This window comes from Achromobacter sp. D7-1 (genome assembly GCF_059760445.1).
The window spans coordinates 1-20,875 of sequence record NZ_JCBAMT010000108.1 but is presented as its reverse complement, the minus strand read 5'-3'; the positions used below and the strand labels follow the sequence as shown (position 1 = coordinate 20,875).

Here is a 20,875-nt window from a genome sequence, read left to right as displayed (position 1 = left end):
CGGCGCATGCCCCGCGCGTTTTCATGCCCGATACCGGACCGCGCCGGGCCCAAAAGCGGCGCCAAGTAAAATCCTTCCGATCATGAACATCCCTCACGAAGTAGCGCGGCGCCGTACGTTCGCCATCATTTCCCACCCCGACGCGGGCAAGACGACACTGACCGAAAAGCTGTTGCTGTTCGCAGGCGCGATCCAGATCGCCGGCAGCGTCAAGGCGCGCAAGGCTTCGCGCCATGCCTCGTCCGACTGGATGGAAATCGAAAAGCAGCGCGGCATTTCCGTGGCGTCCTCGGTGATGCAGATGGAATACCGCGATTGCGTCATCAACCTGCTCGACACCCCGGGCCACGCGGACTTCTCCGAAGACACGTACCGGGTGCTGACGGCGGTGGACGCGGCTCTCATGGTGATCGACGCCGCCAACGGCGTCGAACCGCAGACCATTCGCCTGCTGCAGGTCTGCCGCGCGCGCAACACGCCCATCATCACGTTCATCAACAAGATGGACCGCGAAGTGCGCGAGCCGCTTGAACTGCTGTCCGAAATCGAAGGCCACCTGGGCATGGACGCCGTGCCGTTCTCGTGGCCGGTCGGCATGGGCAAAGCCTTCGGCGGCGTGTTCGACATCCGCCAGGACCGCATGCGCGTGTTCCGCCCCGGGCAGGAGCGCCGCTCGGACAAGGACGACTTCATCGAAGGCTTGAGCAATCCCGAAATCGCCCGCCGTTTCGGCTCGGCTTTCGAGCAGGCCAGCGGCGAGATCGAACTCATCAATGAAGCTGCGCCCGCCTTCGACCGCGAGCAGTTCCTGGCCGGCAAGCAGACGCCCGTGTTCTTCGGCTCCGCCATCAACAACTTCGGCGTGCAGGAAGTGCTGGACGCGCTGGTCGAACAGGCGCCGCCTCCGGGTCCGCGCGTCTCCATGCAGCGCCTGGTGCAGCCCGTGGAACCCAAGTTCACCGGCGTGGTGTTCAAGGTGCAGGCCAACATGGATCCGGCGCACCGCGACCGCGTCGCGTTCGTGCGCGTCAGCTCCGGCCGCTTCGAGCGCGGCATGCGCCTGAAAGTCGCGCGCACCAACAAGGAAATGCGCCCCAACAACGTGGTGTCGTTCCTGTCGCAGCGGCGCGAGTTGCTGGACGAGGCCTATGCCGGCGACGTCATCGGCATTCCCAACCACGGCGTGCTGCAACTGGGCGACGTGCTGACCGAAGGCGAGACGCTGCAGTTCACCGGCCTGCCGTTCTTCGCCCCCGAGCTGTTCCAGGCCGTGGAAGTGAAGGATCCGCTGCGCACCAAGCAGCTGCGCACCGGCCTCACCCAATTGGGCGAGGAAGGCGCCATTCAGGTGTTCCGTCCCGAGGCTGCCGGCGGCTCCCTGCTGCTGGGCGCGGTTGGCCAGCTGCAGTTCGAAGTGGTCGCCCATCGCCTGAAGACGGAGTACGGCGTGGACGCCCGGATGCTGCCGTCCCGCTACACAATGGCACGTTGGATTACGTCTGAAAACCCCAAGGCGCTGCGCAAGTTCATGGATGCCAATGCCGCCCATATCGCCTATGATGTTGTGGATGCGGCGGCGTTTTTGATCGGTTCTCCCGCGCAGTTGCGCGTGGCCGAGGAACTGTATCCCGATGTGAAATTCCATGCCATGCGGGAGCACGGCGGCAAGGTTTTCGGAGACAAAGCGTAGACCCGTTCGGGTTCCGCACGGCAGATGAGGGTAGCAATGTCTTGGCGTTTTTTATTCGCAACGCTCCTGATCGCGCTTGGCGCGTCGGCCTGGGGCGGAATTCAACTGGGTGATTGGCTGGTGGCGCATGCGCCGGTGGCCGCGCCTGCTCCTGGCCAGGATGCCTCGGCATCCCAGCAACCCGTACTGGACGCCAATGGCCGTCCTTATGTGGCCCAGCCCCCGCAACCGCGCATCGACGGCACCTTGGGCGTACCCGACAAGCCGTCCGACCGCGAATGGCAGGTCAACACCGTCTCGCTGTTCGATAGCGTCAGCGATCCCGCGGTGAAGATCTCGCGCGACCGCATCAGCCCGGACCAGGCCCGCGAAATCGCGGCGGCCTCGCACGTGCCGCTGCCTTCGGGCGCCTCGGACGTCAGCACGCTGGACCTGCAAGCGCCGGGCACCTCCACGGCCATCAACGGCGGCCAGGTCCAGGCTGGCGGCTATGGCACCCCGCAGATGGTGCAGGCGCCTCCGCCGCCCCCGAACACCGCGCAAGCGCCCGGCGCCCTGGGCTGGCAGGACGCGCTCAAGCGCGAGCTCGCGCAATGCGCCACGCAAGGTTTCTTCGAGCGCCCCTCGTGCTCCTGGGCCGCGCGCAACAAGTACTGCGGTCCCAACCGCGCCTGGGGCACCATGGCCGAGTGTCCGGCCCGTCCGCAGTAAATAACTGGGCCTGCGATGCAGGCCCGGCAGTACCAAAGAAAATGGCGCCCCGCGGGGCGCCATTTTTCATGACCGGAACATTACTCCGGCACGGACATCTGGCTTTGCAGGTAGTTCTGGATGCCGACCTTGTCGATCAGGTCGATCTGCGTTTCCAGGTAGTCGATGTGCTCTTCGGTATCGTCCAGGATGTCCTGGAACAGATCGCGCGAAACATAGTCGCGGACCGATTCGCAATGCGCGATCGCTTCCTTCACGGTCGCCTGGGCGCCTTGCTCCAGCTTCAGGTCACAGGCCAGCAATTCCGGCACATCTTCGCCGATCAGCAGCTTGTGCAGGTCTTGCAGGTTGGGCAGGCCGTCCAGCATGAAGATGCGCGCGATCAGACGATCCGCATGCTTCATTTCGCCGATGGATTCTTCGTACTCGTGCTTGCCCAGCTTATCGAAGCCCCAATGGTTCAGCATGCGGGCATGCAGGAAATACTGGTTGATGGCCGTCAGTTCATTGGTCAGTTGCTTGTTCAGAAACTGGATGACGGTTTTGTCGCCTTTCATGATGGACTCCTTGCAGTCAGGCGCGACGCAGATGCATCGCGACAAAGGAGCGCACGATGCCGCGCGTACGCAACCCCGGCAGACTACCACCAGGCGCGGGGCCGCGCCTAGCCTTGCGCTGCATTTGGTAAACCGCTTTAGGAGCGCTACAAGAAAGCGACAAGCTAATGAGAATGAGTATGCGTGCGTGATGCCTTGCATGCCTGCATCAACACCCGCGCGGCCTGACGACGCGCCACGCACCGGAATTCGCCGACGACGCCGCGCAATCGCATGCGGCTACGCGCCCTCGGGCTGCACGAAACACGCCGGCAAGCGGTCGGCGTCGATTCGTTGCGGATCGGCAACCCCGGCCACGGTTGCACGCTAATCGGCGCGCCGCGTGGCCAGCCAGATGCCGAATGCAATGGGGACGATACCCAGCAGGTCCAGCCACGACACGTGCTCGCCCAGCACCAGCCATCCGAACAGCAACCCGAGCGGGGGCATCAGGAAGTGCAGCGCGCTGGCCGCCGTGGCGCTGGCGCGCCCCAGGATCATGAACCATAGGTAGTAGCCGCCCATCGACACGGCGACGATCATGTAGGCCATGCTCCAGAATAGGCTCGCCGTCATGCGCGCATCGCCGATGCTCTCGTACGTCAACGCAAAAGGCAGCATGACCGCCGCGCCGGCCAGCGACTGTATGCCTGTTGAGGTCCACAGGCCCGAGGACGGCTTCAGGCGCTTGTAGAGCAGCGTGCCCGCGACCAGCGCCAGCAGGCCTCCCGTGACCAGCAGCGTGCCATGCAGATCCTCCTGCATGCCCGTCAGCCGCGAGCGCAGCACCAGCGCCACGCCCGCCAATCCCAGGCACAGCCCGAGCAGCTTGCGCCATCCCAGGCGTTCGCCCAGCACGGGCCCGGCCAGCACGCCGATGAGCAGCGGGTTGGTGCTGATCAGCACCGCAGTGAACGCGGACGACACGGTCGTCATGCCCGACCAGCTCAGGCCCAGGTACAGGGCATTGTTCAGCGCTCCCAGCAGGATCAGCGCAATCAAGTCGCGGCGCGCCGGCATTTTCCAGCCGCCGCTGGCCGCCGCAAGGCCCAGCATCAAGGCCCCCGCAATCAGGAAGCGGATAGTCAGCAAGGTCAGCGGCGGGCAGTCCCGCACCGCGATCTTGGCCGCAGCGAACGCCGAACTCCACAGAAAGCAGAAGGCCGCGATGGGCGCCCAACTGATGCCTGGCGAGGCTTGGGCTGGCAGGGCGGCGGCAGACAGAGTCGAGGTGACCTTCATGATGAATCCGAAAGTGGGGCGGCCAAGCCGCGGATGCAGCGGATGTAGGGATTCTGCGCGGGCCCCTATCCATTGACAAACTCTTTATTCGGATCGAAAGTATTTAAAAAATGAATGCTTGGAGCCACTGATGCCAGACCTCGACCTTTTGCACAGCTTCGTCTCCGTCGTGGATGCGGGCGGCTTCACGGCCGCGGGCGAACGCGTGCATCGCAGCCAGTCCACCGTCAGCCAGCAAATCCGCAAGCTGGAAGAAACCTTGGAATGCGCCCTGTTCATCCGCGAGGGCCGTCAGGTCTCGCTGACCGAGGACGGCGAACGCCTGCTGGGTTATGCGCGACGGATGCTGGCCCTGTCGACCGAAGTCCGGGAAGCGGTCAGCGGGCGCAAGCGCGTGGACGTAATCCGGCTAGGCATCCCGGACGATTTCGCGGCCGACACGCTGACCATCCTGGTATCGGAGTTTGCGCGAACCCGCCCCGGCGTGCGGCTATCGGTCCGCTGCGACCTGACCTCCGCGCTCACCCGCGCACTGGAACGGGGCGACCTGGACGTGGCGCTGCTCAAGCGCGAGCCCGGCGCGGGCCCCGCGTTGGCCGCCTGGCCCGAGCAACTGCATTGGATCGGCGCCCCAGGGGTGGAGGTTCCGCTGGCTGAGCCCGTGCCGCTGGTCGCATTTCCGCAGGGCTGCATCTACCGCAACCGCGCCATCCACGCCCTGGAAGCGGCCGGCCGCCACTGGCGCATCGCCTACGAAAGCCCGAACCTGATGGGCTTGCAGGCGGCATTGACGGGAGGATTGGGCGTGGCGCTGCTGGAGCGGCGCTGCCTCTTGCCGGACCACCAGATTATCGACGCGGAACTGCCCCCGGTGCCGCCGACCGAACTGGCGCTATGCCTGGCCGACACGGTACGCGAGCCCGCGCGCCAACTGGCGATGGCTATCCGAAAATTTTGCGGGAAAGAAGCAACGCGGCCCGCTGCATGACGGCAGCGAGCCGGAAAGAGACGACTGCCCTCAGGCGATGGCGACCAGGGGAATCGGGAAGCTGCTGTTGGCAGCAGGCGCGCCCGATTCGACCAGGGCGGCCGGAGGATTGACCGGAACGGCGATGGAGCGCACGTCGCACACGCTGGAGCAGCGGCCGCCCGGCAGGTATTCGGCGGCGGTGGCCGCACAGCAGCCGCAGCACGTGGCCACGCCCAGCTCGAATTGCAGGTCGGAAAGCGTCGTCGCACCCCCGTCCACGCTGGCGCGGACTTGGCGTTCGGTGATGGCATTACATACGCAAATGTACATGAGAATAATTATCGAAAATTATTCCGCTACTGGCAAGTCCCGCGCGCAAATAAATTTGCAACCAAAGTGTCACGCAAGTCTTTGAAATCAGGGACGAATTTCCGCAAGTCCGTCCCTGATTACTCAAGTACGATCAGCGGGCGGCCGCCTGCGCCTTGCGCAACGCCGCCGGGGCAATCCGCAGCGCTTCTCGATACTTTGCCACCGTCCTTCGGGCGATGACTATCCCCTGATCGGCCAGCTTTTGCATGATCTGGCTGTCGGACAAAGGCTTGGCCCGGTTCTCATCGGCCACCATCTGGCGGATGAAGGTCTGCACCGCGGTGGCCGAGGTGGCATCCCCGCCGTCCGTCGACACGCCCGTGCCGAAGAAGCGCTTGAGCTCCAATGTGCCAAACGGAGTGAGCATGTACTTCTGCGTTGTGGCCCGTGAAATAGTGGATTCGTGCAAGCCCAGTTCGCCGGCGATGTCCTTCAGGATGAGCGGCCGCATGGCGGCAGGTCCTTGGCTGAAGAAAGCCGTCTGGTGTTGCACGATGGCCTGGGCCACCCGCAGGATGGTGTCAAAGCGCTGCTCCACGTTGCGGATCATCCAGCGGGCCTGCTGCAACTGCGAGTGCAGCCCCGCATGCGCGGACTCCTTCTGGTTGCCCAACATCTGGGCGTACAACCCATTGATCTGCAGCTTGGGCACGGCGGCGCTGTTGAGGGTGACCTGCCAGCCGCCACGGGCCTTGCGCACGATGACGTCGGGCACGGCGTAGTCGGCCGCGGGCACGGTCCAGGCGCGCCCCGGACGCGGCTCCAGCCGCAGGATCAGGGAATGCGCCGAACGGAACGTGGCGTCGTCGCAGCCCACCGCCGCGCACAGGCGCGCAGCGTTGCCTGTCGCCAGCAGCGCGAGGTGTTGCGCGCAGATCTGCCGCGCACAGGCCAGCACCGCGGCATCCGCCGCTTCGGGCAATTGGCCCAGATCGGGGTTGCGCAGCTGCAACAACAGGCATTCGGCCATGTCGCGGGCGCCAATGCCGGGCGGGTCGAACGATTGCAGCAGCGACAGGGCCGCCTTCAGCTCGTCGATGTCCGGCTCCAGCTCGGCCGGCAACCAGCCCAGGATTTCTTCCAGCGGCGATCCCAGGTAGCCGTTCTCGTCCAGCTCGTCGATCAGCAGGCCCGCCAACGCGACGTCACGCGGCGCAGCGCGCGTCAGCATCAGTTGGCCCAGCAGGTGCTCGCGCAGCGTGTCCGGCCTTGCGGCCTCGGGCCGGCTGGAATCTTCGTCGGGGTAGACCCCGCCCGAGCCCGGCATTTCGTCCACCGGGGTCTCGCGTTCGGCGGCGGGTTCGTCGTCCTGCACGGAGGACTCGCGGTCGGACTCCGCCGGCGTCTCGGCCGACGGCGCTTCGTCCTGCCGCTCCAGCAGCGGGTTCTCCGCAAGCACTTGCGAGATCTCGGCTTCGAGATCGAGCGTGGACAGCTGCAACAATCGGATCGATTGCTGCAGTTGTGGCGTCAGCGTCAAATGCTGACCAGGTCGCAGTTCTAAAATTGGACGGGTCATAGGTACAATATTTTGCATGATGAATCTGACTTCGCCCGCAAGCGTCCGCCAGGACTGCCGCCTCATTGGCCAGACCCTGCTCAAACTGGCGCTTCCCCGCCTCATCGTGCGCGCGATCGTCATCGCCGTCGCCGTGGTTATCTGGTATCTGGCCGCCAACTGGATACTGAATTTCGGCCGCACCATGAACTACGAGTTCCTGCACTCCCTGGGGCAACCGACCATGGACATGGTGCAGAAGGTCAACCCCTACATCTGGTGGGCGGTGGCCGGCATCTGGACCCTGATCGTGTTCTTCACGCTGCGCGCCTGGCTGTCCGCCAGCCTGGCCTCCGGCAGCGCCACTCCCGTCGAAACCAGCGTGCTGGCCGACCTGGCGCCCAACCTGTCCGAGGAATCCCTGGGCGTGCTGCGCTGGACCTGGGGCGACCGCCAGGAGCCCTTCACGGTGGGCGACCTGCGCCGCTCCCTGTCTGAAATCCGCCACAACCGCGCCAGCAAGATCGCGATGGTCGCGGAGCAGGCCCGCGTCCTTGAATCGTCCGACCGCAAGCCGCGCGACCCGCGCGACGAAGTCCGCCACGAAGCGCGCAGTGAAGGACGCAGCGACCGCTACGTGGAACCGCGCATCGGCCCGGCCCGGTAAGCCCCCCCCTCACCATTGCCATAGCAGGCCGCCGACAGGCGGCCTGTTTGTTTCAGTCCCTCGCCGGCCAGGCAACGCTGTAACGCGACCCGGCCTTCCCCTATCCAACCCCATTTTTGCCGAATATTCTTCAGCAAAATACGCTGTCTCAAGCCCGCAACCCGCCTCGATACAAAAGCACATTCAGTTGCGCTGGCGAAGAAAATATGTTTGACTAGCAACCTATGGCCGCTCACCGCACCCCCTTCGCGATTGCCACCGGACGCTACGACGCTCCGGTTGCCGGCCTGCGCGCCCGTTTCTCCTCCTACGCGCTATCGCTATACCTACCGATCGGTTGCCGGGCCTAGTGTCCCCGTGGTAGCTCGGCAACCACGCTTGCCACACGCGATTTCCCCCTTTTATCTCTGAATCCTGCCGGTCAATCACGGCAAATCCTGGCACAAGACCGCCATCCGGTCGCGTAGCCGCCCAGGGAAGCATTCCCGGGATTCAAAAGAAACCGATCGAGGTGTAGTAATGATGCTTGCCAACCCCGCCACCAAATACGTCCCCTTCGCGCCCTTTACCCGCGACTTTTCCGAACGCACCTGGCCCAGCCGCCGCATCACCAAGGCGCCGATCTGGATGAGCACGGACTTGCGCGACGGCAACCAGGCGCTGATCGAACCAATGAGCGTGGAGCGCAAGGTCCGCTTCTTTGAACAGCTGGTGAAAATCGGCTTCAAGGAAATCGAAGTGGGCTTCCCGTCCGCCTCGCAGACCGACTTCGATTTCGTGCGCAAGCTCATCGACGAAAAGCGCATCCCGGACGATGTCACCATCATCGTGCTGACCCAATCGCGCGAAGACCTGATCAGCCGCACGGTGGAATCCGCCGCCGGCGCCAAGCAAGCCATCGTCCACCTGTACAACGCCTGCGCACCGGCGTTCCGCAAGGTCGTGTTCAACATGAGCAAGGACGAGATCAAGAACATCGCCACCACCGGCACGCGCCTGGTGAAGCAGTACATGGCGCAGCACCCGGAAACGCAATGGCGCTACCAGTACTCGCCCGAAGTCTTCAGCACCACCGAACCCGAATTCGCGCTGGAAGTCTCCAACGCCGTGGCTGACGTATGGCAGCCCACGCCCGATTGCAAGATGGTGCTGAACCTGCCCGCCACCATCGAGGCCACCAGCCCCAATCTGTACGCCGACCAGATCGAATGGATGCACAAGAACCTGACGCGCCGCGACAGCATTGTGCTCAGCGTGCACCCGCACAATGACCGCGGCACCGCCGTGGCCGCCGCCGAATTCGCCGTAATGGCCGGCGCCGACCGCATCGAAGGCTGCCTCTTCGGCAGCGGCGAGCGCACCGGCAACGTCGACCTCGTCACCTTGGCCTTGAACCTCTACACGCAAGGCGTGCACCCGGGCCTGGACTTCTCGGACATCGACGAAGTGCGCCGCTGCGCCGAATACTGCAACCAATTGCCGGTCCACCCGCGCCATCCGTACGCGGGCGACTTGGTCTTCACCGCGTTCTCGGGCTCGCACCAGGACGCCATCAAGAAGGGCTTCGCGCAGCAGCAAGCCGACGCCGTCTGGGAAGTGCCGTACCTGCCCATCGACCCGGCCGACCTCGGCCGCAGCTACGACGCCGTCATCCGCGTGAATAGCCAATCGGGCAAGGGCGGCGTGTCCTACCTGCTCGAACAGGAACATGGCCTGGTCTTGCCGCGCCGCCTGCAGATCGAATTCAGCCGCGCCATCCAGCGCGTCACCGACGAGACCGGCCGCGAAGTCACGGCTGACGACGTGCACACGATCTTCAACCGCGAATACCTCGAACAGAAGTCGCCCTGGAAGCTGGTGCGCCATCGCATCGACGGCAATCCGTCGGCCGGCGAAGGCCAGCATTTCAGCATCGAAGCCGAACTCGAATACAACGGCGAGCGCCGCATCGTGACGGGCAAGGGCGATGGCGCCATCTCGGCCTTCGTGGCCGCGCTGGACGTGCCCGTGCGCATCATGGACTACCACGAGCACGCCATCGGCACCGGCACCGACACGCGCGCCGCCTCCTATGTGGAATTGCGCGTCGGCGAATCCAGCACCGGCTTCGGCGTGGGCATCGACCGCGACATCGTGACCGCCTCGTTCCAGGCCGTGCTGAGCGCCGTCAACCGCCATATCAATGCGGGCGCCGTGGCGGCAACCGAACAAGAAACGGCCGAAACGGCGTGATCCGCAACCCGGCGTAAGGAAACCGCCGAGACCGCGTGATCCGCAACCCGGCGTAAAAAAGCCAGCCTTACCGGGCTGGCTTTTTCTTTGAACGCCGCCGCGCCAACGCGGCTTCAGTCCGCGCGCGGGCGGCTGACGCTCAGCCGCGCGGCCACATGTCGGACGCGCCGATATCCGGCGCGGTGGCGGCCAGCAGCCGCTGGTGGACCCACGCCGCCATCGCCAGCGTCCGGTGGTCGCTGTAGCGCGCGCCGACCAGTTGCAGCCCAACGGGCAGGCCTTGCGGGCCTGTGGCGAACGGCAGACTCAGACTGGGATGGCCGAACACCGTCCAAGCGCGCGAGAACTGCGGATCGCCCGTGCCCAGGTCGGCGAACGGCGCCTCGCCGCTCGCGCTGGGTGCCAGCAGCACATCGTACTTGTCGAACCAGGCATCCACGCGCGCGCGGGACTCGGCGGCGCGCATCAGGTTCTTCTGGTGCTCTTCAGCAGTGATCCGCGAGCCCGCCTCCAGGATGGCCTGGATCTTGGGGCTGAGCTGCGCCGCATGCTCCAGGCGCTCGTAGGCCAGCGCCTGCGAGACTTCAAATGCCATGATGTCGGCATGCAGCTGCACCAGAACGCAATGCTCGGGCGGCAGCGGCACTTCCTCGACCACGGCGCCGGCGCGCGACAGGATGGCCGCTGCCTGCGCGTAGGCTTCCTTGGTTTCCGGCAGGGCATGCCGCCATTGCAGGCTGCGGTACATGCCGATGCGCGGCTTGCCGTCGTACGCCAGGTCCAGCATGCGGGGATCGCGCATCAGCACCGAAGCGAACAATGCCACGTCCGGCACCGAACGGGCAAAGCCGCCAATGGTGTCCAGCGACTCCGCCACGCTTTTGACGCCGGCGCGGGAAATGCTGCCAAAGGTCGGCTTGAAGCCCACGATGCCGCAATAAGACGCGGGGCGGATGATGGAGGCCGCGGTCTGCGTGCCCAACGCGAAGGGCACCATGTCGTCGGCCACCGCCGCGGCCGAGCCGCTGGATGAGCCGCCAGGCGAATAGGCCTCGTTGCGCGGGTTGCGCGTGGGGCCTGCCTGATAGGTAGCGAATTCGGTCGTCACGGTCTTGCCGACGACGATTGCGCCCGCGCCCCGGCATAGCGCCACGGAGGCCGCATCCAGGCCCGGATGGTGACGTTCATAGATGGGCGAGCCGTAGCGCGTGGGCAGGTCGACGGTGTCGAACAAGTCTTTCACGCCCATCGGCAAGCCATGCAACACGCCCTGCAGCGCGCCGCGGTCCAGTGCCTGCGCACGGTCGAGCGCGGCCTGCTTTTGCAGCGCGGTCCACGCATGGATGGTGCTTTCGCGTTGTTCGATGCGCGCAAAGCAGGCGCGCACCAGTTGCTCTGCGGTCAATTCGCGCCGTTGCAGCTTGCGCGCGGCTTCCAGCGCGCCAAGTCTGTTCAAGGCAGTAGACATGGTCCTTTCCTCTTTACCGGTACCGCGCGTCTCGCGCGGCAGCAAAATACGCACCCGGTCCCCTTTGACCGAGGATCCGCCTTGTGCACGGCATCTTGCCGCACAGTCCGGATGGACCGACTCTTGCCATTGTGCGCGCTGCGTCAATTGGGATAAACACCGAAAAAAGCCGTTTTTTCCCGGGAAAATCGCATGCCGCGCCATGACGATTTGTTGTTGCGTCGGCATCAGCATAGCGCAAACCCGTGCAATACAAGGGTCATATTTGTCGAGTAAGATGAAATCGTTTTCAGAAAACCCGGCAGCAATCCCGCCATGGCATCGCGCTCGTCGCCCCGCTTTTCCATCATTGAAGTGGCCCGCAAGGCCGGGGTTTCCCCGGCGACGGTTTCGCGCGCGTTCAACCAGCCCGAGATCGTGCATCCCGACACGCTCGCGCATATCCGCAACGTCGCCAAACGCGCGGGCTTCCGACCCAATCGCGTCGGCCGCAGCCTGCGCTCGGGCAGCACGCGCACCATCGGCCTGATACTGCCCACGCTATCCAATCCCGTGTTCGCCGAGTGCTTCGAAGGCGCGGAGCGGCGCGCGCGGGAATCGGGCTATAGCGTCATGCTGACCGCCACCGGCTACGATCCGGCGGTGGAATCCGCGGCGGTCCAGGGCCTGATGGACCACCAGGTCGATGGCCTGATCCTGACGGTCGCGGACGCCGCCAAGAGCGCCACGCTGGACGACCTGGACCATGCCGGCATTCCCTACGTGCTGGTCTACAACGAGTCCGGCGCCCATCCCTTCGCGTCGGTCGACAATCGCGCGGCCGCCAGCGACATGGTGGCCCACCTGGCCGCGCTGGGCCATCGCCGCATCGCCCTGGTGACGGGCCCGCTGACCGCCTCGGACCGCGCCCGCCGCCGGCTGACGGGAGCGCGCGCCTGCGCCAAGCGCCTGGGCCTGGACGCCATCCAGCACATCTCCATGAGCTCGCACACGGGCAGCGATCTGGACGCCCTGAAGGCCGCCCTGCGCGGCAAGCAGGCGCCCACCGCCTTGTTCTGTTCCAACGACCTGCTGGCCACCGCCGTCATTGCAGACCTGGTGGGCCTGGGCCTGTCCGTGCCTGCCGACATTTCGGTTTGCGGATTCGACGGCATGCGCTTCGGCGCCTTGCTGACGCCGCCCCTGACCACCGTGGCCCAACCCAGCGACGGCATAGGCGAAACCGCCTGCTCGAACCTGCTGGCGCAGATCCAGGGCCAGCCGCCGCATTCCGACCGTCTGCCGCATTGCATCGTGGTCGGCGGCACCGCCGCGCCGGTGCGCCGCTAAGGCCCTTTCCTACAACAATTCTTCCTCAGTACACGCGTCATGCTCATCGCACAAATCACCGACCTGCACATGCGCACCCCGGGCGACAAGGCCTACGGCATCATCGATCCGGCGGCCTTCCTGGCGCCCGCGGTGCGCGCGCTCAACGCGTTGACCCCGCGCCCCGACTGCGTGCTGATCACGGGCGACCTGACCGATCTGGGCCGCCCGCACGAATACCAGGTGCTGCGCGAACATCTGCAGGCGCTGGAGATTCCCTACTTCCTGCTGCCCGGCAACCACGACGACCGCGCCCAGCTGCGCGCGGCCTTTCCGGACCACGGCTACCTGCAAGGCGGGGGCCCGTTCATCCAATACGCCATCGAAACCTATCCGCTGCGCATGCTGGCGCTGGACACGGTGGTGCCCATGAAAAGCCATGGCGAGCTCTGCCAGGACCGCCTGGACTGGCTGGCCGCGCGCTTGGCCGAACAGCCCGAGCGGCCCACGCTGGTCCTGATGCACCATCCGCCGTTCCTGACCGGCATCGAACACATGGACGCCATCGGCCTGCTGGCCGGCGCGCCCGAACTCGAACGCATCGTGGCGCGCTTTCCCAACGTGGAGCGCGTGCTTTGCGGCCATCTGCACCGCACGATCTTCCAGCGCTTCGGCGGCACCATCGCCTCCACCTGTCCGGGCACCGCGCACCAGCTCGCCCTGGAATTGGGACCGCGGCCGACGCTGCAGTACATCATGGAACCGCCGGGCTACCAGCTGCATTGGTGGCAAGGGAAAAACCTGGTCACGCATCATGCGGTCATCGGGGATTACCCCGGCCCGTACCCATTCGCCTGAGGCCAAAGCTAGACTACGAAAGTTTGTTCTGCCATACATCCGTCATGTTTGCGCTGCACAATGAAAAGGTTTTCATAACAGGCAACAATGCGGATCTAACTATTAGATCTTCGAGACAGCATGTCATCCATCGTCCTGGATAACCTCACCAAACAGTACGGCAACGCCGCCGCGATCCATGGCGTGAGCTTTACGGTTCCCGCCGGCAGTTTCACGGTCCTGCTGGGTCCGTCCGGCTGCGGCAAGTCCACCACGCTGCGCATGATCGCCGGGCTGGACACGCCGACCTCGGGCACCATCCACATCGGCGACCGCGACGTCACCCAATTGCCGCCCGCCAAGCGCCGCATCTCGATGGTGTTCCAGTCGTACGCGCTGTTTCCGCACCTGTCGGTGCGCGAGAACATTTTGTTCGGCCTCAAGGTTCGCAAGGAGCCGGCCCGCGACTACGACCGTCGCCTGCAGCGCGTGGCCGACCTGCTGGGCCTGAGCCATCTGCTGGACCGCAAGCCCTCGCAATTGTCCGGCGGACAGCAACAGCGCGTGGCATTGGGCCGCGCCGTGATTTCCGAAGCCCCGGTCTGTCTGATGGACGAACCGTTGTCCAACCTGGACGCGCAGCTGCGCCATGAAATGCGCCGCGAGATCCGCGCCCTGCAACAGGACCTGGGCATCACCATGGTCTACGTCACGCACGACCAGACCGAGGCCATGAGCATGGCCGACCAGGTGGTGCTGCTGCGTGGCGGCAAGATCGAACAGCACGACACGCCGGACGCACTGTATGCGCGGCCCGCCACCGAATTTGCGGCGCGCTTCATCGGCACGCCGCCCATGAACCTGATCGGCTTGGCTTCCCTGCAGGGCGCCACGGTCATCGCCGGCACGCATGGCCCCGCCATTGCCGGCGCCCCAGCGGGCGCCATGAAACTGGGCGTGCGTCCGGAGCACATCCGCATCGACCCCAACGGCATTGCGGCCAAGGTGGAAAGCGTGGAGTACTTCGGCGCGGACTCCATCGTGGTTTGCCGCGTGGGCGACACCAGCGGCGTGGCCGTGCGCGTGGGCGGCCATCTGCGCGCCAGCGCGGGCGAAACACTGGGCCTGTCCTGGCAGGACGGCCAGCAGCACTTCTTTGCCGCCGATTCGGCGGTCATCAACTCCGCCGGCCGCTAGGGCCCGTACACAGGAAAGGAAAACAACATGCGTCGCATCGTACTGAAAACCCTGGCCGCCAGCCTGGCCGCCGCCTGCCTGTCGCTGCCTGCGCAGGCGCAGAACAAGCCCGTCGAGGTGGAGTTCTATTACCCCGTCGCGGTCGGCGGCCCGATCACCAAGATCGTCGACGACATGGTGGCGGATTTCCAGAAGGAAAATCCCGACATCAAGATCAAGCCGATCTACGCCGGTTCGTACCAGGACTCGATCGCCAAGGCGCTGACCGCGCTCAAGGGCGGCACGCCGCCGCAACTGGCGGTGCTGCTGTCCACCGATATGTTCACGCTGATCGACGAGGACGCCATCGTGCCGATCGACAGCCTGGCCAAGAGCGACGCCGACAAGAAATGGCTGGGCGGCTTCTATGACGCCTTCATGCAGAACAGCCGCAGCGGCGGCCATACCTGGGGCGTGCCGTTCCAGCGTTCGACCATCGTCATGTACTACAACAAGGACCTGTTCAAGGCCGCCGGGCTGGACCCCGAGCGCGCGCCCGCGACCTGGGCCGAACTGGTCGAGTACGGCAAGAAGCTGACCAAGCAGGACGCGTCCGGCAACACCACGCAGTGGGGCATCGAGATCCCGTCGGGCGGCGCCTTCGCCTACTGGCTGTTCCAGGCGCTGACCACGCCCAACGGCGCGATCCTGATGAACGAAGCCGGCAATGAGGTCTATCTGGACAAGCCGGCCGTGGTGGAAGCCGCGCAGTACTGGCGCGACCTGTCAGCCAAGCACAAGATCATGCCGACCGGCACGATCGATTGGGGCACCACGCCCAAGGACTTCCTGGAAAAGAAGGCCGCCATCGTCTGGACCACCACGGGCAATCTGACCAACATCCGCAAGAACGCCGACTTCCCGTTCGGCGTGGCCATGATGCCGCAGCAAAAGCGCGGCGGCAGCCCCACCGGCGGCGGCAACTTCTATATCTTCAAGAGCGGCACGCCGGCGCAGCAACAGGCCGCGCTGAAGTTCGCGCAATGGGTCACCACGCCAGAACGCGCCGCGGACTGGAGCATCGCCACGGGCTACGTGGCCGTGACCCCGGCCGCCTGGCAAACCGAAAAGATGAAGAAGTACGCGCAGGAAGTGCCGGCCGCCGCGGTCGCGCGCGACCAGCTGGAAGTCAGCGTGGCAGAGTTCTCCACGCATGAGAACCAGCGCGTCACCAAGACCCTGAACGACGCCCTGCAAGCCGCCCTGACCGGCTCCAAGACGCCGCAGCAGGCCTTGACCGACGCCCAGCGCGAGGCCGACCGCATACTGCGTCCCTACAAGTAATCCGACAAGCACGATGAGCCGCTCTTTAAACGCGCTTTATGGCTGGCTGCTATTGCTGCCAGCCATCGTGCTGCTCGCCGCTTTCACGCATTACCCGGCGGTGGCGACGCTATGGCACAGCTTTTTCTCTACCCCCAAGGGCGCGCGTCCCGCGCGCTTCGTGGGGCTGGACAACTACGCCGTCATGCGCGACGACCCGGTGTTCTGGCAGTCGCTCTGGAACAATCTGTGGTTCGCGCTGGGTACCATTCCCACGTCCATCGGCATCGCGCTGATCATGGCGCTGTGGGTCAACCGCAACCTGAGCGGGCGCGGTTTCCTGCGCATGGCCTACTTCACGCCCACGGTGCTGCCCATGGTGGCGGTGGCCAACATCTGGCTGTTCTTCTACACGCCGCAGTACGGCCTGATCGCGCAGGTGATGCAGCTGTTCGGCTCGCCCGGCCCCAACTGGCTGGGGAACCGCGAGACCGCGCTGCCCGCGCTGATGCTGGTGACGGTCTGGAAGGAAGCCGGCTTCTTCATGATCTTCTACCTGGCCGCGCTGCAAACAGTATCGCCGTCGCTGCGCGAGGCCGCGATGCTGGAAGGCGCGTCGCGCTGGCAGTATTTCCGCCGCATCCTGTGGCCGCTGCTGATGCCCACCACGCTCTTCGTGCTGATCAACGCCTTGATCAACGCGTTCCGGCTGGTGGACCACGTGGTGGTCATGACGCGCGGCGGGCCGGATAACGCCAGCACGCTGCTGCTTTACTACATCTACCAGGTGGGTTTCAGTTTCTGGGACACGGCTTACGCCGCCACGCTGACCGTCGTGTTGCTGGTGGTGCTGGCGCTGACCGCGCTGATCAAGTTCCGCTGGCTGGACCGCAGGACGCACTATCAATGAAAGACAAGCTCGATACCCTGGGCGCCTGGGCGCTCGGCCTGCTGTGGATCCTGCCCCTGGCCTATGCCATGTGGGCGGCGTTCCACCCGCCCGCCTACGCGACCCGCTTCGACCTGTTCGCGCCGCTGACGCTGGACAACTTCGTGCGCGCCTGGAATGCCGCGCCGTTCCCGCGCTACTTCCTCAACACCTTCCTGCTGGTCACCATGGTGCTGGCGGCGCAGCTGGTGCTGTCGACGCTGGCCGGCTACGCCTTCGCGCGCTTCGAGTTCCGCGGCCGCGATTTCGTCTTCATGCTGGTGCTGCTGCAGCTGATGATCATGCCGGACGTGCTGCTGGTGGAGAACTACCGCTCCATGAGCCAGCTGGGCATCCGCGACACGGTGTTCGCCATCGGCCTGCCTTACTTCGCGTCGGCCTTCGGCATTTTCCTGCTGCGCCAGACCTTCAAGACGGTGCCGCGCGAACTGGAAGAGGCCGCCCGCATGGAGGGCGCCAACGCGCTGCAAGTGCTGTGGAAGGTGTATGTACCGCTGGCCAAGCCGATCTACGTGGCCTACGGGCTGGTATCGGTCAGCCACCACTGGAACAACTTCCTGTGGCCGCTGATCATCACCAACTCGGTCGAATCGCGGCCGCTGACGGTGGGTCTGCAGGTGTTCTCGTCGACCGACCAGGGCATCGACTGGTCGGTCATCACGGCCGCCACGCTGATGTCGGCCGCGCCGCTGCTGATCGCCTTCCTGCTGTTCCAGCGCCAGTTCGTGCAGTCGTTCATGCGCGCGGGCATCCGCTAAGGGCCCGCGGCTTTCTCAATAGCCGACCGTCAACCCCGGCAGGTCCACGGTGATGCGCGGGCGCTCCAGCGCCAGCGCCAGGTGCTCGGCGAACTCGCGGGCCTCCTTTTCGTCGCTGGACAGGGTGTCATAGCCGAGCGCGTCGGCCACGCCCAGCACCTTGTCCAGCAGCAGGACCTTGCCGCTGGGGCGCAGCGGCTCGCAGCCCAGCGTTTCCCAGGCGCTGTCGAACCAGTCGCGCGCGTCGCTCTGGCGCTGCGGCGAGGGCTCGACGTTGGCCGAGAGGTCGACCGAACGGCGGGAGTCGAAAACAACGGTGATATCGCTGCGCATGGTGTGATTCCTTAAGGTGGCGTCAGGCGAGAAGCGTAGGCAAAAATCACCGGGCAGATTGTCCGCCCGGCGACATTGGGCTTGCCGGCTTACCAGCCGCGCGACACCTCCCAGGTGACTTCGGCATTTGCCGCCAGGGATTGGCGCATCATATCCAGCAGGGGGAAAGCGCGTTCCTTCAGGCCCACCATGCGTGCCATGGGCGATGCAGGCGCCTTGTCGTCGTCTTCTTCGTCGCTCTTGTCATGGGAACTCTGATAGTCGTCGATGGCGCGCTCGATGCCGCTGATGGCGGGTCCCAGCTGTTCCACGGTGAAAACGCCACGCTCCGGGATCTTGTCTCCGAAGGACTTGCCGGCCGCCTGCAACAGCGCGCCCGCATGGTCGGTCAGCATCAGAACCTCGGCCACGACCTTGGAATGAAAGGTGATCAGCATATTCCAGTCTCCCACATTGATTACTTACATACACTACCGCAACACCCGGGGGCTGCCAACTGGCCCGGGGCAGCAGGTCCGATGGCCGGGCGCCATCCGTCCCCCCAGACCCTCCGGCGCAAGGTTCCCGCCCTGGGCGCAGGCCGGTCCAATGGCCAAATCAAGCTATGATTCAGGAGATTCCCGTGACAGCGGGACCTGACGCGGCCATGAATGCGGCGCGCGCGGTCCGCCCGGCTACGCCGCCCCCTGTCCGCTCCGCCCGACAGGCCCGGCCTGTACGGGCGCGTCCGTCACTAACTCAGAACTTCTCCAGACGCCCATGCTCCTCGAGCAACAAAAACAGCTTATCTCCCTGATCCAGGCCGCCGTCGCGCAAAGCCTGCCCGACGCCGTGGCAAATGTGCTGCTGGAGCGTCCCAAGGTTGCCGCCCACGGCGACGTCGCCACCAACGTGGCCATGCAACTGGCCAAGCCGGCCCGCCGCAACCCGCGCGAACTGGCCCAGGCCATCGTCGACGCCCTGATGGCGCAGCCCGGCGCCGCCGGCCTGATCGAGTCCGCTGAAATCGCCGGGCCGGGTTTCATCAACCTGCGCATCACCGCCGCCGCGCGCCAGGCCGTCATCGCCGCCGTGGCCGAGCAGGGCGCCGCCTTCGGCCGCTCGCCCCGCAGCGGCGAGAAGATCCTGGTCGAGTTCGTGTCGGCCAACCCCACCGGTCCGCTGCACGTGGGCCATGCCCGCCAGGCCGCGTTGGGCGACGCCCTCTGCCGCCTGTACGACGCCATCGGCTGGGACGTCACCCGCGAGTTCTATTACAACGACGCCGGCAACCAGATCCATAACCTGGCCATCAGCGTGCAGGCCCGCGCCCGCGGCCTGACGACCGAATCGCCCGACTGGCCCGCCGACGGCTACAAGGGCGACTACATCGCCGACATCGCGCGTGACTTCCAGGCCGGCGCGACCGTCCACTCCGATGGCGTGGATGTCACCGCCACGGGCGACGTCGACAACCTGGACGACATCCGCGTCTTCGCCGTGGCCTACCTGCGTCGCGAGCAGGACCTGGACCTGCAGGCCTTCGGCCTGGCGTTCGACAACTACTACCTGGAAAGCTCGCTCTATACCTCCGGCCGGGTCGAAGCGACCGTCAAGGCGCTGGTCGCCGGCGGCCATACCTACGAGGAAGGCGGCGCGCTGTGGCTGCGCACCACCGAACTGGGCACGGGCGACGACAAAGACCGCGTCATGCGCAAAAGCGAAGGCGGCTACACCTACTTCGTGCCGGACGTGGCCTACCACAAGGCCAAATGGGAGCGGGGCTTCCATCGCGCCGTGAACATCCAGGGCAGCGACCACCACGGCACCGTGGCGCGCGTGCGCGCCGGTCTGCAGGCGCTGGAAGAGGGCATCCCCAAGGACTACCCGGCCTACGTGCTGCACAAGATGGTCAAGGTCATGCGCGGCGGCGAAGAGGTCAAGATCTCCAAGCGCGCCGGCAGCTACGTGACCATGCGCGACCTGATCGACTGGGTCGGCCGCGACGCGGTGCGCTACTTCCTGATCCAGCGCCGTGCCGACACCGAATTCGTGTTCGACGTGGACCTGGCGTTGTCCAAGAGCGACGAGAACCCGGTCTATTACATCCAGTACGCGCACGCCCGCATCTGCTCGGTGATCAACAATGCCGCCATGCCGGCCGCCGACGTGGCCCAGGCCGATGCCGCGCTGCTGACCGCCCCGACCGAATTCGCGCTGATGCAGCGCCTGGCCGAATTCCCCAACGTGGTGGCGCTGGCGGCGCAGGAACTGTCGCCGCACCATATCGCCTTCTGGCTGCGCGACTGCGCCTCGGACTTCCACGCCTGGTACGGCGCCGAGCGCGTGCTGATCGATGACACCGCCCTGAAACTGGCCCGCCTGCGCCTGGCCTCGACCACGCGCCAGGTGCTGGCCAACGGCCTCGAGCTGATGGGCGTGTCGGCGCCCGAGCGGATGTAACATCGGTTCATGGCAACCAAGCGCAAAACCACCACCCGCCGTTCCTCCGGCGAAAGCGGCAGCACCCTGTACGGCGCGCTGGCCGGCTTGCTCCTCGGCCTGATCGTGGCCGCCGTCGTCGCCTTCTACGTCACCAAGGCGCCCGTACCCTTCGTCGACCGGGCCAGCCGCCAGGGCGACAATGGCAAGCTGCCGGATCCGCGCCAGGCGCCGGACCCCAACGCCGGCCTGTACGGCCGCGACGGCGCCGCCGGCGTCCCGTCCACCGGCCCGACCGCCACGGCGCCCGCGCCGCTGCCGGGC

19 protein-coding genes and 1 pseudogene are annotated in these 20,875 nt (G+C 65.6%); 13 read left to right on the top strand and 7 right to left on the bottom strand.

The window, feature by feature from the left end; translation table 11 throughout:
* Positions 1-82 precede the first annotated feature (82 nt).
* Both AC6LKD_RS29595 and AC6LKD_RS29590 read left to right on the top strand, forming a co-directional pair.
* Positions 83-1,690, top strand: a complete 1,608-nt coding sequence (locus AC6LKD_RS29595; protein ID WP_013390910.1) for a peptide chain release factor 3 — start codon at positions 83-85, stop codon at positions 1,688-1,690.
* Between the two features lie 24 nt (positions 1,691-1,714).
* On the top strand, positions 1,715-2,401 hold the full coding sequence (locus tag AC6LKD_RS29590; protein WP_193353239.1) for a hypothetical protein: 687 nt from the start codon (positions 1,715-1,717) through the stop codon (positions 2,399-2,401).
* Positions 2,402-2,481: 80 nt separating this feature from the next.
* Here AC6LKD_RS29590 and bfr read toward each other — a convergent pair whose 3' ends face one another.
* A complete protein-coding gene (gene bfr, locus AC6LKD_RS29585; RefSeq protein ID WP_013390908.1) occupies positions 2,482-2,958 on the bottom strand; it encodes a bacterioferritin in 477 nt (158 codons plus the stop codon).
* Positions 2,959-3,324: 366 nt separating this feature from the next.
* Positions 3,325-4,239, bottom strand: a complete 915-nt coding sequence (locus AC6LKD_RS29580; protein WP_498118243.1) for a DMT family transporter — start codon at positions 4,237-4,239, stop codon at positions 3,325-3,327.
* Between the two features lie 130 nt (positions 4,240-4,369).
* Here AC6LKD_RS29580 and AC6LKD_RS29575 point away from each other — a divergent pair, with 130 nt between their 5' ends.
* The gene (locus AC6LKD_RS29575) at positions 4,370-5,227 is read left to right on the top strand and encodes a LysR substrate-binding domain-containing protein (RefSeq protein WP_498118242.1); all 858 of its coding nucleotides are present in this window, start codon (positions 4,370-4,372) and stop codon (positions 5,225-5,227) included.
* 30 nt (positions 5,228-5,257) lie between these two features.
* On the opposite strand, the gene AC6LKD_RS29570 is transcribed toward AC6LKD_RS29575, so the two are convergent.
* Positions 5,258-5,539, bottom strand: a complete 282-nt coding sequence (locus AC6LKD_RS29570) for a (2Fe-2S)-binding protein (RefSeq protein ID WP_013390905.1) — start codon at positions 5,537-5,539, stop codon at positions 5,258-5,260.
* Between the two features lie 133 nt (positions 5,540-5,672).
* Positions 5,673-7,100 carry an RNA polymerase factor sigma-54 gene (gene rpoN, locus AC6LKD_RS29565; protein WP_492275758.1) on the bottom strand — a complete coding sequence of 476 codons (1,428 nt, stop codon included), beginning with the start codon at positions 7,098-7,100 and terminating at the stop codon, positions 5,673-5,675.
* A gap of 16 nt (positions 7,101-7,116) precedes the next feature.
* Between rpoN and AC6LKD_RS29560 the strand changes: the two genes are divergently transcribed.
* Together AC6LKD_RS29560 and leuA are read left to right on the top strand one after the other, a co-directional pair.
* Positions 7,117-7,746, top strand: coding sequence for a hypothetical protein (locus tag AC6LKD_RS29560; protein WP_013390903.1), 630 nt, complete (start codon positions 7,117-7,119; stop codon positions 7,744-7,746).
* Between the two features lie 519 nt (positions 7,747-8,265).
* Complete coding sequence (gene leuA / locus AC6LKD_RS29555; protein WP_498118241.1) at positions 8,266-9,978, top strand: 2-isopropylmalate synthase; 1,713 nt, start codon at positions 8,266-8,268, stop codon at positions 9,976-9,978.
* A 139-nt stretch (positions 9,979-10,117) separates the two neighbouring features.
* On the opposite strand, the gene AC6LKD_RS29550 is transcribed toward leuA, so the two are convergent.
* Positions 10,118-11,446 (bottom strand): amidase, encoded by a 1,329-nt coding sequence (locus AC6LKD_RS29550; protein WP_013390901.1) that lies wholly within the window; start codon positions 11,444-11,446, stop codon positions 10,118-10,120.
* Between the two features lie 315 nt (positions 11,447-11,761).
* On the opposite strand from AC6LKD_RS29550, the gene AC6LKD_RS29545 reads away from it, so the two are divergent.
* From AC6LKD_RS29545 to AC6LKD_RS29520, 6 genes are all read left to right on the top strand, one after another.
* A complete protein-coding gene (locus tag AC6LKD_RS29545; RefSeq protein WP_013390900.1) occupies positions 11,762-12,775 on the top strand; it encodes a LacI family DNA-binding transcriptional regulator in 1,014 nt (337 codons plus the stop codon).
* 39 nt (positions 12,776-12,814) lie between these two features.
* Positions 12,815-13,612 (top strand): phosphodiesterase, encoded by a 798-nt coding sequence (locus AC6LKD_RS29540; RefSeq protein WP_013390899.1) that lies wholly within the window; start codon positions 12,815-12,817, stop codon positions 13,610-13,612.
* 120 nt (positions 13,613-13,732) lie between these two features.
* Positions 13,733-14,788, top strand: coding sequence for an ABC transporter ATP-binding protein (locus AC6LKD_RS29535; protein ID WP_013390898.1), 1,056 nt, complete (start codon positions 13,733-13,735; stop codon positions 14,786-14,788).
* A gap of 27 nt (positions 14,789-14,815) precedes the next feature.
* Entirely contained in the window at positions 14,816-16,111 is a 1,296-nt protein-coding gene (locus tag AC6LKD_RS29530) for an ABC transporter substrate-binding protein (RefSeq protein ID WP_332014558.1), read from the top strand.
* Positions 16,112-16,124: 13 nt separating this feature from the next.
* Positions 16,125-17,000: a carbohydrate ABC transporter permease gene (locus AC6LKD_RS29525; protein ID WP_013390896.1), complete on the top strand. Its 876-nt coding sequence runs from the start codon at positions 16,125-16,127 to the stop codon at positions 16,998-17,000.
* Complete coding sequence (locus AC6LKD_RS29520; protein ID WP_013390895.1) at positions 16,997-17,797, top strand: carbohydrate ABC transporter permease; 801 nt, start codon at positions 16,997-16,999, stop codon at positions 17,795-17,797. Before AC6LKD_RS29525 ends, AC6LKD_RS29520 begins: the two co-directional genes overlap by 4 nt.
* A gap of 15 nt (positions 17,798-17,812) precedes the next feature.
* On the opposite strand, the gene AC6LKD_RS29515 is transcribed toward AC6LKD_RS29520, so the two are convergent.
* Together AC6LKD_RS29515 and AC6LKD_RS29510 are read right to left on the bottom strand one after the other, a co-directional pair.
* Entirely contained in the window at positions 17,813-18,130 is a 318-nt protein-coding gene (locus AC6LKD_RS29515; RefSeq protein ID WP_013390894.1) for a hypothetical protein, read from the bottom strand.
* Positions 18,131-18,219: 89 nt separating this feature from the next.
* Positions 18,220-18,567, bottom strand: coding sequence for a DUF1840 domain-containing protein (locus tag AC6LKD_RS29510; protein ID WP_013390893.1), 348 nt, complete (start codon positions 18,565-18,567; stop codon positions 18,220-18,222).
* Positions 18,568-18,889: 322 nt separating this feature from the next.
* On the opposite strand from AC6LKD_RS29510, the gene argS reads away from it, so the two are divergent.
* The gene (gene argS, locus AC6LKD_RS29505; RefSeq protein ID WP_498118240.1) at positions 18,890-20,572 is read left to right on the top strand and encodes an arginine--tRNA ligase; all 1,683 of its coding nucleotides are present in this window, start codon (positions 18,890-18,892) and stop codon (positions 20,570-20,572) included.
* A gap of 9 nt (positions 20,573-20,581) precedes the next feature.
* Positions 20,582-20,875: pseudogene (locus AC6LKD_RS29500) on the top strand (SPOR domain-containing protein); the annotation flags it as partial.